Source organism: Mesorhizobium sp. B2-3-6 (genome assembly GCF_006442305.1).
Lineage (GTDB): Bacteria > Pseudomonadota > Alphaproteobacteria > Rhizobiales > Rhizobiaceae > Mesorhizobium.
Map to the genome: position 1 here is coordinate 211,290 of NZ_VFVW01000007.1, position 13,929 is coordinate 225,218.

The 13,929-nt window shown below is 65.1% G+C and carries 13 protein-coding genes; 7 read left to right on the top strand and 6 right to left on the bottom strand.

What is annotated here, in order from left to right:
• Positions 1–6: 6 nt before the first annotated feature.
• Entirely contained in the window at positions 7–1,149 is a 1,143-nt protein-coding gene (locus FJ953_RS21155; protein WP_140517575.1) for a citrate synthase, read from the bottom strand.
• A 91-nt stretch (positions 1,150–1,240) separates the two neighbouring features.
• On the opposite strand from FJ953_RS21155, the gene FJ953_RS21160 reads away from it, so the two are divergent.
• The 6 genes from FJ953_RS21160 to FJ953_RS21185 all read left to right on the top strand — a co-directional run bounded on the left by FJ953_RS21160 (position 1,241) and on the right by FJ953_RS21185 (position 9,129).
• Positions 1,241–2,329, top strand: coding sequence for a citrate synthase/methylcitrate synthase (locus tag FJ953_RS21160; protein WP_140624995.1), 1,089 nt, complete (start codon positions 1,241–1,243; stop codon positions 2,327–2,329).
• Between the two features lie 212 nt (positions 2,330–2,541).
• The gene (locus tag FJ953_RS21165; protein WP_140517577.1) at positions 2,542–3,672 is read left to right on the top strand and encodes a patatin-like phospholipase family protein; all 1,131 of its coding nucleotides are present in this window, start codon (positions 2,542–2,544) and stop codon (positions 3,670–3,672) included.
• A 370-nt stretch (positions 3,673–4,042) separates the two neighbouring features.
• The gene (locus tag FJ953_RS21170; RefSeq protein ID WP_140554936.1) at positions 4,043–4,324 is read left to right on the top strand and encodes a hypothetical protein; all 282 of its coding nucleotides are present in this window, start codon (positions 4,043–4,045) and stop codon (positions 4,322–4,324) included.
• Positions 4,325–4,445: 121 nt separating this feature from the next.
• Positions 4,446–5,621: an efflux RND transporter periplasmic adaptor subunit gene (locus FJ953_RS21175; RefSeq protein ID WP_140517579.1), complete on the top strand. Its 1,176-nt coding sequence runs from the start codon at positions 4,446–4,448 to the stop codon at positions 5,619–5,621.
• Positions 5,622–5,696: 75 nt separating this feature from the next.
• Positions 5,697–8,873, top strand: a complete 3,177-nt coding sequence (locus FJ953_RS21180; protein ID WP_140624996.1) for an efflux RND transporter permease subunit — start codon at positions 5,697–5,699, stop codon at positions 8,871–8,873.
• 97 nt (positions 8,874–8,970) lie between these two features.
• Complete coding sequence (locus tag FJ953_RS21185) at positions 8,971–9,129, top strand: DUF3309 family protein (RefSeq protein WP_140493366.1); 159 nt, start codon at positions 8,971–8,973, stop codon at positions 9,127–9,129.
• A 55-nt stretch (positions 9,130–9,184) separates the two neighbouring features.
• On the opposite strand, the gene FJ953_RS21190 is transcribed toward FJ953_RS21185, so the two are convergent.
• Together FJ953_RS21190 and FJ953_RS21195 are read right to left on the bottom strand one after the other, a co-directional pair.
• Positions 9,185–10,144: an SDR family oxidoreductase gene (locus FJ953_RS21190; protein WP_140624997.1), complete on the bottom strand. Its 960-nt coding sequence runs from the start codon at positions 10,142–10,144 to the stop codon at positions 9,185–9,187.
• Between the two features lie 68 nt (positions 10,145–10,212).
• Entirely contained in the window at positions 10,213–10,422 is a 210-nt protein-coding gene (locus tag FJ953_RS21195; RefSeq protein ID WP_140624998.1) for a DUF680 domain-containing protein, read from the bottom strand.
• A 116-nt stretch (positions 10,423–10,538) separates the two neighbouring features.
• Here FJ953_RS21195 and FJ953_RS21200 point away from each other — a divergent pair, with 116 nt between their 5' ends.
• The gene (locus FJ953_RS21200; protein WP_140624999.1) at positions 10,539–11,453 is read left to right on the top strand and encodes a LysR family transcriptional regulator; all 915 of its coding nucleotides are present in this window, start codon (positions 10,539–10,541) and stop codon (positions 11,451–11,453) included.
• Here FJ953_RS21200 and FJ953_RS21205 read toward each other — a convergent pair.
• From FJ953_RS21205 to FJ953_RS21215, 3 genes are all read right to left on the bottom strand, one after another.
• The gene (locus tag FJ953_RS21205) at positions 11,411–12,592 is read right to left on the bottom strand and encodes an MFS transporter (RefSeq protein WP_140625000.1); all 1,182 of its coding nucleotides are present in this window, start codon (positions 12,590–12,592) and stop codon (positions 11,411–11,413) included. The two genes, FJ953_RS21200 and FJ953_RS21205, sit on opposite strands and share 43 nt — an antisense overlap.
• 128 nt (positions 12,593–12,720) lie before the next feature.
• Positions 12,721–13,029: a DUF1244 domain-containing protein gene (locus FJ953_RS21210; RefSeq protein WP_140493382.1), complete on the bottom strand. Its 309-nt coding sequence runs from the start codon at positions 13,027–13,029 to the stop codon at positions 12,721–12,723.
• Between the two features lie 10 nt (positions 13,030–13,039).
• Entirely contained in the window at positions 13,040–13,837 is a 798-nt protein-coding gene (locus FJ953_RS21215) for an N-formylglutamate amidohydrolase (RefSeq protein WP_140493385.1), read from the bottom strand.
• Positions 13,838–13,929 lie beyond the last annotated feature (92 nt).

Consider the following 13,929-nt stretch of genomic DNA (forward strand, 5'->3'; position numbering starts at 1 on the left):
CCGATCCTACGGCAATAATCCCTCATAGCGACCGCGCGGCCTGATGCTGCCGCCGCTCATTGCCTGTTCGACCATGTGGGCGGCCCAGCCAACGCTGCGCCCAAGCGCGAACAGCTGGAACGGCGCATCGCGCGGCAGGTCGAGGCTGCGCGTCAGAACGGCCAGGGCAAAGTCGACGTTCGGGCGGGCGCCGGTCGCGGCAATGGCGGCGATTTCCAGCGATCGCAATGTTCTGTCGGTGTTGTCGATGGCCGCCAAAAGCGCCGTGGCGCGGGGATCGCCTTCGGGATAGAGCGGATGGCCGAACGCTGGCAAAGGCCTGTCATGGCCGAGCCAGCGCCGGATCGCCGCATCGGCGCCGTGCCGCGCCGCATCGTCCGCGAGTTGCATCACCGCCTCGCCGGCGCCACCGTGCCGCGGACCGGAAAGTGTCGCCAGACCCGCGAGCAGGCAGGCGGCGGGCGAGGCTCCGGTCGAGGCCGCGACGCGCGCCGCGAAGGTCGATGCGTTGAGTTCGTGATCGGCAAGCAGCACAAGGGCGCGCCGGATAGCCTGCGCCCCGCCTTCATCCACCGACCAGCCTCGCGCCAACCGCATGTGCACCGGATCTGATCCCGCCGAGGCGCCAAGAGCGCCGGCCAGCACGCCGATCGCGCGCGCGGCGTCGGCGCACAGCGAGGCGGCGCCGCGCCCTAGTGAAGGCCGCCCCTGGCCGGCGAGCATGGCAAGTTGCATGAAGGCCGGGGCTCGGCCGAGTTGTTGGGATTGATCCGAGGCCGGAGCCTCGAAACTCACCGGCTCAGGCAGGGCCCACAGCACGGCGGCGGTCTCTTCGAGCGTGGCATGTTCGGACAGCGCAACGGCGTCGCGGCCCCGATAGACAAGGTGGCCGTGCGAAACGGTCGAGATCGAGGTGACGAGCGAGGGTTCGCCCCAGGCGATGGCGCTTTCGGCGATGGCCGATGGGCTGCGTCCGCGCTCTCTTCGCATCATCAGGGCCGCGATATCGTCGGCGCGATATTGGCTGCGGCGTGGATCGGCACTGTCCGGGCGCATGCCGATGCGCCCGCGACTGACATAGGCGTAGAGCGTCTGCGGCCGCACCTTGAGCCGTTCCAGTGCCTCGTCCCGCGACAGCCATTCGGACATGTCGGTCCCATGTTGATTCTATTGATCAAGATTGATGCGCGTGTTGCCCATCCTTATCCTTGATGTCGAAAAAGCTCAAGGAGACTAAGCCATGGCGAACGGGCTCGATGATGTGGTGGCGGCGGAAACGGTGCTGTCCGACGTGGATGGGCTGGGCGGCCGCTTGACGATCCGGGGGTACTCCCTGCCGGAACTGGCCGGGCGATGGAACTATCCGCAGGTCGTTCGCCTGCTTCTCGACGGCTTCTTCGACGACGTTCCCGGAGACGCGGAACTGGCCGCGAGACTGGGCCAGGCGCGCGTCGAGGTGTTCGACCGGCTCTTGCCTTGCCTGCCCCTGCTGGCGCCGCTCGACGTCTATAGCGCCATGCGCGCCGGCATGGCGCTGCTGCCGGACGGCGAGACGCTGACGGACGCGCTTGGGCTGATCGCGGCGCCCGCCGTGCTGACGCCGGCGCTCTTGCGCCTGCAGCACGGCGAGCAGCCGGTCGCGCCGGATGGGAAGGCCGATCATGCCGCCGATATGCTGAGGATGCTCGACGGTTCCGTGCCGACGCCGGTTCTGGCAAAGGCACTCGACACTTACCTCGTGACCGTCTGCGACCACGGCCTCAATGCCTCGACCTTCGCCACGCGCATCGTCGCTTCGACGCAGGCCGGGCTGACATCGTCGGTGCTGGCTGGCCTCGGGGCGCTCAAGGGCCCACTGCATGGCGGCGCGCCCGGCCCTGTCATCGAGATGCTCGACGCCATCCAGGCGCATGGCGACACCGCCGGCTGGCTGCGCGGCGAGATCGCGCGTGGTGAACGCATCATGGGCTTCGGCCACCGCATCTACCGCGTGCGCGATCCGCGCGCCGATGTGCTGAAGGCGGTGGTGCGGCAACTCGGCGGGGAGGGCGAGACCGGTCGCCGGCTGGCCTTCGCCGAGACAGTCGAACAGGCTGCGCTCGATGTGCTTCGGATTGCCAAGCCGCAGCGCTCGCTGCAGACCAATGTCGAGTTCTACACCGCGTTGGTGCTGGAAGCGGCGGGTTTTCCCAGCCAAGCCTTCAGCAATGTCTTCGCGGCCGGGCGCGTCGCCGGTTGGGTCGCGCATGCGCGCGAGCAGCAGACGACGGGACGGCTGATCCGGCCGCTGTCGCGCTATGTCGGACCGATGCCGGACCTCGTCGCCTGAGCATCAAACCTGTTTGGAAGATACACCGCGCCCTCCGCCACAAGGCGGAGGGCGTTTCCGCATGATCGAAATTTCATGCCATCACGCGACCGTGCTCGTGTTCTTGCCTTGGTGCGTCCTTATATGCTGCACTGCAACATAGGTCTGCCGTGACGCTGACGTCCCGATTCCCGGGCACGCAATAAGTCAGGCACCGGGATCGACAGGAACGCATGACGAAGAACGGCAAGGCGGAGGAAGTAAAGAAGATCAACATCGCGCTTCAGGGCGGCGGTTCCCACGGGGCTTTTTCCTGGGGCGTGCTCGACCGGCTTCTGGAGGATGGCCGGCTGGAGATCGCAGCGGTGTCCGGCACAAGCGCGGGCGCGATGAACGCGGTGGCGCTGGCCGACGGCTTCGTTCGCGGCGGCGTCGAAGGCGCGCGCAAGAAGCTCGACGACTTCTGGCATGCGGTGGCGGCGAAGGGCCGGTTCAGCCCGGTGCAGCGCATGCCGTGGGACGTCGCCTGGGGCAATTGGTCGATCGAGAACACGCCGGGTTATGTCTTCTTCGACACCATGTCGCGCGTGTTCTCGCCCTATGTCGCCAACCCGCTCGGCCTCAATCCGCTGCGCGACGTGGTCGCGCAGGGGATCGATTTCGACAATGTACGCGCCTGCAAGTCGATGGAACTGTTCATCTCGGCCACCAATGTCGAGACAGGGCAGTTGCGGGTGTTTTCCGATGGCGAGATCGACCTCGACACAGTGATGGCCTCGGCCTGCCTGCCGCAACTGTTCCGCGCCGTCGAGATCAAGGGCGTGCCCTATTGGGATGGCGGTTATGGCGGCAATCCGGCGCTCTATCCGTTCTTCAAGACGGCTGCCACCGAGGACGTGCTTTTGGTGCAGATCAATCCGGTCGTGCGCGAGGGAACGCCCAAAAGCGCCAATGAGATCCAGAACCGCATCGACGAGATCACCTTCAACGCCGGGCTGCTGCGCGAATTCCGTTCGATCGCCTTCGTCAAGGAACTGATCGCCGCCGGCCGCCTGCCGCGGGGCGAGTACCGGGACATCCGCATGCACCGCATCGACGCCGATGAGGCCTTCAAGGACCTGTCGGCATCATCGAAGGTCAATGCCGAATGGGCATTCCTGGCCTATCTGCGCGATCTTGGCCGCACCGCCGCCAGCGACTGGCTGGAGGAGAACTACGATGCCGTCGGCAAGCGGCCGACGCTCGACCTCTCCGGCGAGCTCGACGACGGCTTCAAGCCGGTGCGGGGTCCGGCACCTGGCCGACGGGTGAAGGAATTCCTGGCCGCGCGCAAGAACCCCGAAGCGGAGCGTCGCCGGGCCTGAACCCGCATCCGTCACACGGGCGTGATCTGCCGCGCGGTGCCAGCAAGTTCCTTCCGGCGCCAGCAACAACCATCGCGTGTGAGGCGCGCATCATCATGCTGACGCCTGCTGCCAGTGTCGTGCGGGCGCCGCTGTTGGGCGCCATCCCTCGACCGTATCCGGAACGGTGACTGGCGGGCGAGGAATACTGCCACGAACAGCACCAGCAGGCGTTTTGTTCGAGGCTATATCATGTCTCAAGCCTAGACGGCGGAACGCAATGGAGCAGACGCATCGAGGCGACCCGTCCTCGCTCCTGGAGCATCCGGCTTGACCAGGGAACGACGCTCTGGATCAGAGTTGAACGGTCCGTTCTTCAAGCAATTCCAGTGTGTTGCGTGAAATGTCGCACGCCGGGATGGTCCGTCAGGCCGAGGTTATCATCGTGCTCGAAACCCGCGTGGGGTTGAAAATCGCCTCGCGCCGGCGTCGTGCCTCCGAGAGCAGACGCAGGCCCGGCGGCACCGGGCCTTCAACGGCCGATCATCGGTCGCCAACGAGCCCCGCTAAAGCCGCACCCTATTTGGGCAAAAAAATGCTTCGCGACGGCTATACTCTGTCCAGCTTCGCAATGCTGCTGCAACTTTCCGACTATATTGCGTTGCAAACTTGATGTAGAAGCGCGCTTCGCCGATCACGGCAATTTGAACACGGCCTGGCGCGCACCCATATCGGCGACGCGCTCCTCGAGGAGGACGCAGTCCCGGCCAAACCCCGCAGTGGAAAAAACGACGATGCCGAAAATCAGGTTTCACAAGCTTGCTGCCATTGTTGTGCTCATCGGTTTCGCCGCCTGGATGGCGACGGGCGAGTTTTCATCCGTTGGCAGTGCCGCCGCCGACGCCCAGAGGGCGGCAGAGGCCGAAAAGGCCAAGACGCCGGAGGCCGGCAAGCCGAACACGGCGCAAGCCGAGCCGAAAGCCGCGCCGCGCACCGTCGCGGTGGTGACGCCGCCGCGCAAGACCTATGCGCGCGCTATCCGCATTTCGGGGTTGACCGAGGCCGACAAGCGGGCGGTGCTAGCAACGCGCGTAGCCGGTGTCATCGACAAACTGCCGGTCAGCCAAGGCCAGCACGTCAAGACGGGCGATCTGGTTCTGATGCTGGCGGCCGAAGAGAAAATCTCGAATGTCGACAACGCCAAGCAGTTGCTGGCGCAACGCAAGGCCGAGCTCGACGCCGCCGAACGGCTGGCCAAGACCGGCAATCTGCCGAAGCTGCAGCTCGACACGGCGCGCTCGAATTTGACCTCGGCGCAATCGATGCTGGAGACCGCGCAGGCTGAGCTCGACCGCAACGAGGTCAAGGCGCCGTTCGACGGCGTCATCGACAGGGTGCCGGTGGAACTCGGCAGCTCGGTCATGCAAGGCGGCGAGGTGGCGACCATCCTCAAGCTCGATCCGGTGATCGCCCGCGGCGAAATCAGCGAACGCGACCTGCGCTACATCAAGATCGGCGAAGAGGCCAATGTGCGCCTGGTCAACGACCAGAAGGTCACCGGCACCGTGCGGTATATCAGCCGCGACGCCTCCTCCCAGACCCGCACCTTCCGTGTCGAAGTGGCGATCCCAAATGCGGATGGCAGCATCCCCGCCGGTATGACGGCCGAGATCACGCTCAGCGCCGAGCCGACCGACGCGGTTCTGCTGCCGCGTTCGGTGGTGACGCTGGGTGACAAGGGCGATCTCGGCATCCGCGCCGTCGGCAGCGACGACAAGGTGGCCTTCTACCCGATCGACCTGGTGGACGACACGCCGAACGGTCTCGTGCTCGGCGGAATTCCGAAAGATGCGCGCATCATTGTCGCCGGCCAGGAACTGGTGAAGGAAGGCGATATCGTCAAGCCCGTCGAGGCCGACCAGGCGACCATCAACAAGCTGGTCGGCGAAGCCACCGCCGGTACGCAGTAGCGCAAAGCCCGGCGTCGGGATCTCCGGCGCCTCCCGCCAGTTCGCCGCTTCCGAAGAAACAGCAGGCATCAAGTCATGGATATCGTCAGACTCGCAATCCACAACGCCCGCCTCACAATATCCGCCCTGCTGTTCCTGCTGGCGGCGGGCTGGGTCGCCTATCAGTCGACGCCCAAGGAAGCGGAACCCGACGTTCCGATCCCGATGATGTATATCAGCCTGATCTACCAGGGCATTTCGCCGGAGGATTCGGAACGCCTTCTCCTGCGGCCGATGGAAAGCAAGCTGAAGAGCCTGAAGGGCCTCAAGGAGATGCGCTCGGCCGCCTTCCAGGGCGGCGGCTACGTGCTGGTCGAGTTCCAGCCGCAGACCAATCTGGCCACGGCGCTCCAGGACACGCGCAGCAAGGTGCAGGATGCCAAGGCCGACCTGCCGCAGGCGGCCGAGGAGCCGACGGTCAACGAGGTCAACGTTTCCGAGTTTCCGGTCCTCGTCGTCACTCTGTCGGGCGACGTGCCGGAGCGCGTGCTGACGGCGGCTGCGCGCGAACTGCGCGACCGTATCGAAGAGGTACCGGGCGTGCTGGAAGGCTCGCTGCAGGGCGCGCGCGACGATCTGGTCGAAGTGGTCATCGATCCGGTGAAGCTGTCCTCCTACGGGCTGCAGCTCGACCAGCTGATGCAAGGCGTCGGCGCCTCCAACAGCCTGGTCGCCGCCGGCAATCTCGAAGGCTCGGAAGGCAAATACGCGGTCAAGGTGCCGTCGCTGATCGAGACGCCCGAGGACGTGGCCAACCTGCCGGTCGTCGCCACACCCAACGCCGTGGTGCAGGCCAAGGACATCGCCACCATACGCTCGACCTTCAAGGACGCCGAGACGGTCACTCGCCTCGACGGCAAGCCGGCCATCGCCATCGAGGTGAAGAAGCGCATCGGCGCCAACCTGATCGACACGCTGAACCATGTCAGGGAGGTGTCCGACACCTTCATCAAGACGATGCCCGAAGGCATGCATGTCACCTACACGCAGGACAAGTCGGTCTTCGTCAACCAGCTCTTGGGTGACCTCCAGAACCACGTCATGATCGCCGTGATCCTGGTGTTCATCGTCATTCTCTACGCGCTGTCGGGCCGCGCCTCGCTGCTCATCGGGCTGGCCATACCATCGTCCTTCCTGATCGGCATATTGCTGCTTGCCATGATGGGCTACACGATCAACATGATCGTGCTGTTCAGCCTCATCCTGGCTGTCGGCATGCTGGTCGACGACGCCATCATCGTCACCGAGTTCGCCGAGCGGCGCATGAGCGAAGGCATGCCGAAGGCGGATGCCTTCGCGCTCGCCGCCAAGCGCATGGCCGGCCCGGTCATCGCGGCGACGATGACGCGCATCGCCGCGTTCTCGCCGCTGCTGTTCTGGCCCGGCATCATCGGCGACTTCATGAAATACATGCCGATCACGCTGATCGTCACGCTGTCGGCCTCGATGCTCTATGCGCTGGTGTTCGCGCCGACGCTGGGCGCGATCTTCGCCAAGGCGCCGAAGCATCACGAGGACGACAACCGCGACGGCTGGTACATGGCCATCGTCAAGCAGGCGGTGCGCTTCCCGATCACCGTCCTGGTGCTCACCGTGGCGCTGCTGTTCGGCGTCGGCTACGCCTATTCGAAATACGGCGCCGGCGTCGAGTTCTTCCCCAGCGTCGAGCCGGACTACGGCCTGCTCTACGTGCATGCGCGCGGCAATCTTTCGCTGGCCGAGATGGATGCCGCCACCAGGACGGCGGAGAACAGGCTGCTCGGCTGGCCGGGCGTAAAATCGGTCTATACACGCGCCGGCAAGACTCAGGGCGGCGGCCAGGACATTCCCGAGGACGTCGTCGGCGTGATCCAGTACGAGTTCGTCGACTGGCGCGAGCGCAAATCCGCCAACCAGATCCTCAGCGACCTGCGCGGCGTCATGGCCGGCATTCCCGGCGTCGACGTCGAGGTGCGCGTGCCGGAGGCCGGCCCGCCGACCGGCAAGCCGATCCAGATCAGGCTTTCGGCCGCCGATCCCGCCGGGCTCGACGACAAGGCGCGCGAAGTGGCGGCGCGGATCGCCAAGGTGCCCAACGTCATCGACATTTCGGACGGCCTGCCGCCGCCCGGCGTCGACTGGGCGCTCGAGGTCGACCGCGCCAAGGCCGCCCAATACGGCATCAGCCCGACCTCGGTCGGCACCGTGGTGCAGCTGGTGACCAACGGCTTGAAGCTGTCGGAATACCGGCCGGCGGGCGCGGACGATGCCGTCGACATCCGCCTGCGCCTTCCGGAAGATCGGCGCACGCTGTCGACGCTCGACGAACTCAGGGTACAGACGTCGCAAGGGTCGGTGCCGATCTCGAACTTCGTCGTGCGCAAGCCCGAGCCGACGGTCGGCATCCTCAACCGCATCGACGGCGCGCGCACCGTGGTGGTGCAGGCCAACGTCGCCGCCGGCGCGCAGGTCGCCGCCGTACAGGAGCAGGTGACCAAGGCGGTCTCGGACATGGATCTCGGCAGCGGCATCCGCTGGAAGCTCGCCGGCTCGAACGAGGACAGCGCGGAAGCGAGCGCCTTCCTCAGCAAGGCCTTCGGCGCGGCGATCTTCCTGATCTTCCTGGTGCTGCTGGCGCAGTTCAACAAGTTCACCAGCGTCTGGCTGGTGCTGTCCTGCGTGGTCATGGCGACGATCGGCGTGTTCCTGGGCCTGCTTCTGACAGGCGAGGCGTTCGGCATCGTCATGTCGGGCATCGGCGTCATCGCGCTGGCCGGCGTGGTGGTCAACAACAACATCGTGCTGATCGACACCTATGACCGGCTGCGCGAGGAGGGCTGGGACAAGATGGAAGCTGTGCTGCAGACCTGCCGCGAGCGTGCCCGCCCGGTGGTGCTGACGGCGGTTTCGGCTATCCTCGGCGTGCTGCCGATCGCCTTCGGCCTCGGCCTCGAAATCTTCCATCATGAGACGACGATCAACGCGCCTTCGACGCAATGGTGGATTTCGCTGTCCTCGGCGATCGTGTTCGGCCTGTCCTTCGCCACCGTGCTGACGCTGGTGGTGACGCCGTCGATGCTGATGGTGTTCACCCGCGCCAAGGTCAAGCCCGGCGCGCGGCGAGGGTGGTTCAGCCGGCTGTTGCGACGCGGCAAGGGAGAGATCTCGCCGCAGGAGCCAGCGGCCGATGGCGACGCCGAGCCGGCAGTCGCCTTCCCGAAGGCCGCCGAATAGAGCGGTTTCGCAAGCCAGGTCAAAAGGCCGCCCGGGAACTACCGGGCGGCCTTTTGCATTGTTCCCTCGGATTCAACCAGACGGCGAGGGCTCTAAAATGACGATCAGCACGATTCTCATCATCATCCTGATCCTGATCCTGATCGGCGCGGTGCCGGCATGGCCGCATTCGCGCTCCTGGGGCTACGGGCCGTCGGGCATCGTCGGCGTCGTGCTCGTCGTGGTGCTTATCCTGCTTCTGATGGGCCGGATCTGACCGGCAACGATTTGCGGCCGGGCCCGCCTTCTCATCTTTTCGGCACGCTCGGCAATCACGCTGCTTGGTGCCAGGCCGGCGCGACGGCGACGCCGATATCCTGCAAGGCTTCGTGCACCGCCTGGTTCAGAGGGGTGTGCGGGATTTCACCGATGATCTCGTTCAGCCGCGCCGAGGCCAGCCGGTGCGCCTCGAAACGCAGATAGGACATCGAGACGATCTCGCGCCACATCGCCACGAACGGGCTGCCGGCGCGCAGCACCCACCAGGGCATGAAGCTTAGTTTAAGCTTGCGTCCGAGCGCCTTTTCGGCGGCCGTCTTGATCTCGATGTCGGTGACGGCATGGCCCGGAAAATTCAGCGCCTCGTAAGAGCCGAGCTTGTCGAGATTGCGCGCCAGTGCGACGAAACCGACAGCGAAATCCGGCAGATAGGCCCATTCATGCACCAGATCGGCCGGGCCGGGCGCAGTGTAGATGCCCTTGCTCATCTTGGCGGCGACGACGAGGTCGAACCAGGAGCCGTTGCCGGTGCCGCCGAAGAAATCGCCGGCGCGCAGAATGATCGTGCGCACCCGACCCGCCTCAGCTTCACGGCGGAACAGCTCCTCCATGGCGCAGCGGATCCGCCCTTTCTCGGTCGCCGGATGGAACGGCGTGTCTTCCGTGATCACCGCCGGCATCGGCGAGCCATAATTGTAGACGGTGCCGGGGAAGAGATGCAGCGTGCCGTTGGCTCGGCAGGCGGTCATGACATTCTCGGCCATCGGCAGGCACTTGCCCCAGTCGGTGTAGATCGGGTTCAGGCCGTTGAAAATGATGTCGACGCCCTGCGTCGCGCGGATCAGAGACTCGCCGTCCAGCGCATCGCCGGCGACGGCCGTCGCGCCTGCAAGCTCAGCCGGCACCTTGCCGGTGCGGGTGATGGCGCGGACATCATAGCCCGCGTCGATGAAGGCCTTGGCGACCACGCGGCCGAGCCGGCCATTGGCGCCGAGGATTGCAATCTTGGTCATTCTTCGTCTCCTGTTTGCTGTGAAGCGACGGGACAAGCCCACCGCCTTGGGGATATCTCGGCGTCTGTTCAGCGGTTGCCGAAGAGGTCGCGGTTGCTGCCCTGGACGACCGGCTTCCGGATGATTGCATTCGACTTCTCGATCGATGTGGTGATCGTCTTGTCTTTGCTGGCGACAGGCGTCTGGCTGGCATTGTTCGAGCCGAACTTGTCGCTGCTTGCGAAAGCAGCGTTGGCGACGATGAGGAGGGAAGCGGCGGTGAGTGCAATCTTGGTCATTTGGGTTACTCCTGATTGGCTTGTTGCAGGGCGTATCGATGTTTGCAGGCCGAATATGATTGCCTCACCAATGAATTGAAATTGACCATGTGTGCAGTTCTGATATTCAGTTGTGAATGGCTGATATCGACTGGAACCTGATCAAAAGCTTCGTCACGGTCGCTGAGACCGGCAGCCTGTCGGCCGCGGCGAGAAAGCTGTCGGCAAGTCAGCCGACGCTTGGCCGCCACATCTCGGAACTAGAACAGGCGCTCGGCGTCATCCTTTTCCGGCGCGGGCGAAGCGGCTACGCGCTGACGGAAGCCGGGGCCACTCTGTTAGAGCGCGGCAAGGCGGTGAGCGAGCAGGCGAGCGCTTTTTCACGGCTGGCGCTGGGTTCGGTCGAAGCGATCGAAGGGACGGTGCGCATCGCCGCCAGCGAGGTGGTGGCGGCCTATGTGCTGCCCGACATGATGGCGCGGCTCGGCATCGAGGAGCCCGGCATCGAGGTCGAGATCGTCGCTTCCAACCAGGTCGAGAACCTGCTGCGCCGGGATGCCGACATCGCCGTCCGCATGGTCAAGCCGACACAGAACGAGTTGGTGGCGCGCAAGGTCTGCGATATCGCGCTCTGCGCCTGTGCTTCCCTAGCCTATCTCGACCGGTGCGGCCGCCCGCGCGAGCCGGCCGACCTGCTCGACCACGCGCTGATCGGCTTCGACCGGAGCGACGAGATGATCCGAGGCTTTACGCATTTCGGCATATCGGTCACGCGGAACAGTTTTCGCTTCCGGGCCGACAACCAGATCGTGCTTTGGGAGGCGGTGCGGGCGGGAATCGGCATCGGCCTCGGCCAGGAGCCGCTGGCCAAGCGGGACCCCCTGGTGGAGGATGTGCTGCCGGGCCTGCCGCTGCCCAAGCTGCCGGTGTGGCTGGCCATGCATCGCGACGTGCGCACCAGCGTGCGCATCCGACGCGTGGCGGATTTCCTTCACGAGGAACTGAAACGCTATTCGGCCGGCGCCGCGTCGGGAGCGAATTCGGCGCGATGAGCTAATCCGGCCATCAGCAGGACGACGATCAGCAGACCCGACATGGCGATGAAGATCGGGCCGAAGCTGGAATGCTCGGCGACGAAGCCGATCGCCGAGGGCGCCACGAGGATGCCGGAATAGCCCATGGTGGTGACGACGCTCATGCCGGTGCCCGATGACATGCCTTCCTGGTTGCCGCCGGCCGAAAAGATGATCGGCACCATATTGGCGATGCCGAAGCCGCACAGAGCGAAGGCGGAGATGGCAAGCCAGGGTGAGGGCGACAGGCCTGCGATCAGCATGCCGGCGGCAGCGATGATCGCCGAACCGCGCAACGTCGTCACGGCCCCGAAACGATTGCGCACGCCGTCGCCGAAGAAACGCATGATCGCCATGACACCGGAAAAGGCGGCGTAGGCGAGACCGGCAATGGCGAGATCGGCGCCGAGTTCCTGCCTGAGATAAAGCGCTGCCCAGTCGAGTACGGCGCCTTCGGAGACCATCGTCAGCAGCGCCATCAGGCCGACGAAGTAGACCAGCGGGTTTCCCGGCAAGGTGAATTTATGATGCTCCGCAGCCTGCGGCCTGCCCTCGGCGACGATATAGGGCACCGCCGCCGCGATCGCCGCTAAGGCAAGCGCCGTCACCACCGCGGCGTGGGCGAGGTGGCCGTAATTCTGGATGGCAAAGCCGCCAAGGGCACCGCCGGCGAAACCGCCGAGGCTCCAGAAGCCATGCGAGGAGGACATGATCGCGCGCGACAGCCGCCGCTCGACCACCACCGCATTGGCGTTCATGGCGACATCCATGCCGCCGATGGAGCCGCCAAAGATGAACATGGCGACGGCAGCCAGCGGCACGTTGGGCGCCAGCGCCACGACCAGCAGACCGAGGCTGCCGCAGAGGCCAAACCAGCGCAGCACGGTGCGCGAGCCGTGTTTCGAAATCAGGTGACCGCACCAGGTCATGGCGGTGACGGCGCCGGCGCCGAACAGCAGGATCAAAAGCCCCAGAGTGAACTTGGAAATGTCCAGGCGGGTCAGGAACACCGGGATCTGCGGCGCCCAGCTGCCGGTCAGGAAGCCGTTGGCGAGGAAGATGGCCGCCACGGCCCAGCGGCCGCGAATGGCGGTCTGCATTGCATTCGACGCGTTCATAGGCGAATCCGGTCAGAAAGTGGCTTTGCGCGGCAAATTAGATCGATTCAATTTTCAGTCAAGCGCTGCGCTCGGGAAGCATTTGGGCCAAACGAACGCCTAGGGTAATCGAGGACGTGAGAGACCACCTAGTGGTCTCTGGGTCGCCTGGCCTCGAATTCGGCCTTCTTGGCGTCGGAGGTTTCGGTCTGGTGCAGCGCCTGCCATTGCGCGTAAGGCATGCCGTAGACGATCTCGCGCGACTGGTCCTTGCTGAGATCGACGCCTTCGGCTTCCGCGGCCTCGCGATACCAGTTCGACAGGCAGTTGCGGCAGAAGCCGGCGAGGTTCATCAAATCGATGTTCTGCACGTCGCCACGCTCACGCAGATGCGCCACCAGCCGGCGAAAGGCGGCGGCCTCGAAGTCGCGTTTCTGTTCGTCGCTGAGTTCGGTCATCGAAACCTCCTCATAACGGCCCGGTGCGCGAGCCGAACATCTTCACTTGGTGTATATCGGGACGGCGATCGATCGCGTCAACGATCGGCGCCAGACGCTCAGCCCACGAAAGCGCATCCCCGCCGGTCGCGATCAGGTCCTGGCGGATTTCGATCAGCGCGTGGGCATAGCCGTTGACGATGGCGTGCCTGAACATGGTGTCGCCCCGCAGCGCGCCGTCATAGGGCTCGTTGTCGCCGACAACGAGGTTTTTGTCAGCGGCCAACATGTCGATCAGCGGCCGCGCCACGCGGTCGTCGCGGTCCCACAGCACGCCGACATGCCACGGCCGCTGCCTGCCCTGCATGACCGGCGTGAAGGAATGCACGGAGAAGATGAAGGGTGCCTTGCCGGAAGCCTGCGCGACCGAGGCGATCATGGCGCCGACGGCGTCGTGATAGGGCCGGTAGAAGCGGTCAAGCCGCCTTTCGCGCTCCTCCGGGGCGAGGGGATAGTTTCCCGTCACGACCGTGCCGTCATAGAGCTGACGGATCAGCGTCGGATCATCCTCGCCGCGATTGGGATCGATCAGCAGCCGCGAAAAATTGGCGAGCACCGCTGGCACGTCGAGCAACGCAGCGAGTTCGCGCGTCACCGCCTCGACGCCGATGTCATAGGCGATGTGGCGGTCGAACGCCGCCGCCGGCAGGCCAAGGCTGCCATAGTCTTCAGGCAGGTCGCGGCGGGCATGGTCGGCCAACAGCACCATGCCCCGCTTGCGGTCGCCCTCGACGACATCGAAAGGCGCGAAAACTGTGGATCGGGTCATTGGCGGGAAATGGTCTGTTCGCTGGCTTCCGGGGAGGATGCTATCGTCTTTCCACGAAGACGACGCGGGCGCAATGCCGTTGTTTGGCCAAG

Coding starts and splice junctions, on each gene's coding strand:
- FJ953_RS21155 (WP_140517575.1), bottom strand. CDS start 1,149: ATGTCCGAATGGCTGTCGCGGGACGAGGCACTGGAACGGCTCAAGGTG.
- FJ953_RS21160 (WP_140624995.1), top strand. CDS start 1,241: ATGGCGAACGGGCTCGATGATGTGGTGGCGGCGGAAACGGTGCTGTCC.
- FJ953_RS21165 (WP_140517577.1), top strand. CDS start 2,542: ATGACGAAGAACGGCAAGGCGGAGGAAGTAAAGAAGATCAACATCGCG.
- FJ953_RS21175 (WP_140517579.1), top strand. CDS start 4,446: ATGCCGAAAATCAGGTTTCACAAGCTTGCTGCCATTGTTGTGCTCATC.
- FJ953_RS21180 (WP_140624996.1), top strand. CDS start 5,697: ATGGATATCGTCAGACTCGCAATCCACAACGCCCGCCTCACAATATCC.
- FJ953_RS21185 (WP_140493366.1), top strand. CDS start 8,971: ATGACGATCAGCACGATTCTCATCATCATCCTGATCCTGATCCTGATC.
- FJ953_RS21190 (WP_140624997.1), bottom strand. CDS start 10,144: ATGACCAAGATTGCAATCCTCGGCGCCAATGGCCGGCTCGGCCGCGTG.
- FJ953_RS21195 (WP_140624998.1), bottom strand. CDS start 10,422: ATGACCAAGATTGCACTCACCGCCGCTTCCCTCCTCATCGTCGCCAAC.
- FJ953_RS21200 (WP_140624999.1), top strand. CDS start 10,539: ATGGCTGATATCGACTGGAACCTGATCAAAAGCTTCGTCACGGTCGCT.
- FJ953_RS21205 (WP_140625000.1), bottom strand. CDS start 12,592: ATGAACGCGTCGAATGCAATGCAGACCGCCATTCGCGGCCGCTGGGCC.
- FJ953_RS21210 (WP_140493382.1), bottom strand. CDS start 13,029: ATGACCGAACTCAGCGACGAACAGAAACGCGACTTCGAGGCCGCCGCC.
- FJ953_RS21215 (WP_140493385.1), bottom strand. CDS start 13,837: ATGACCCGATCCACAGTTTTCGCGCCTTTCGATGTCGTCGAGGGCGAC.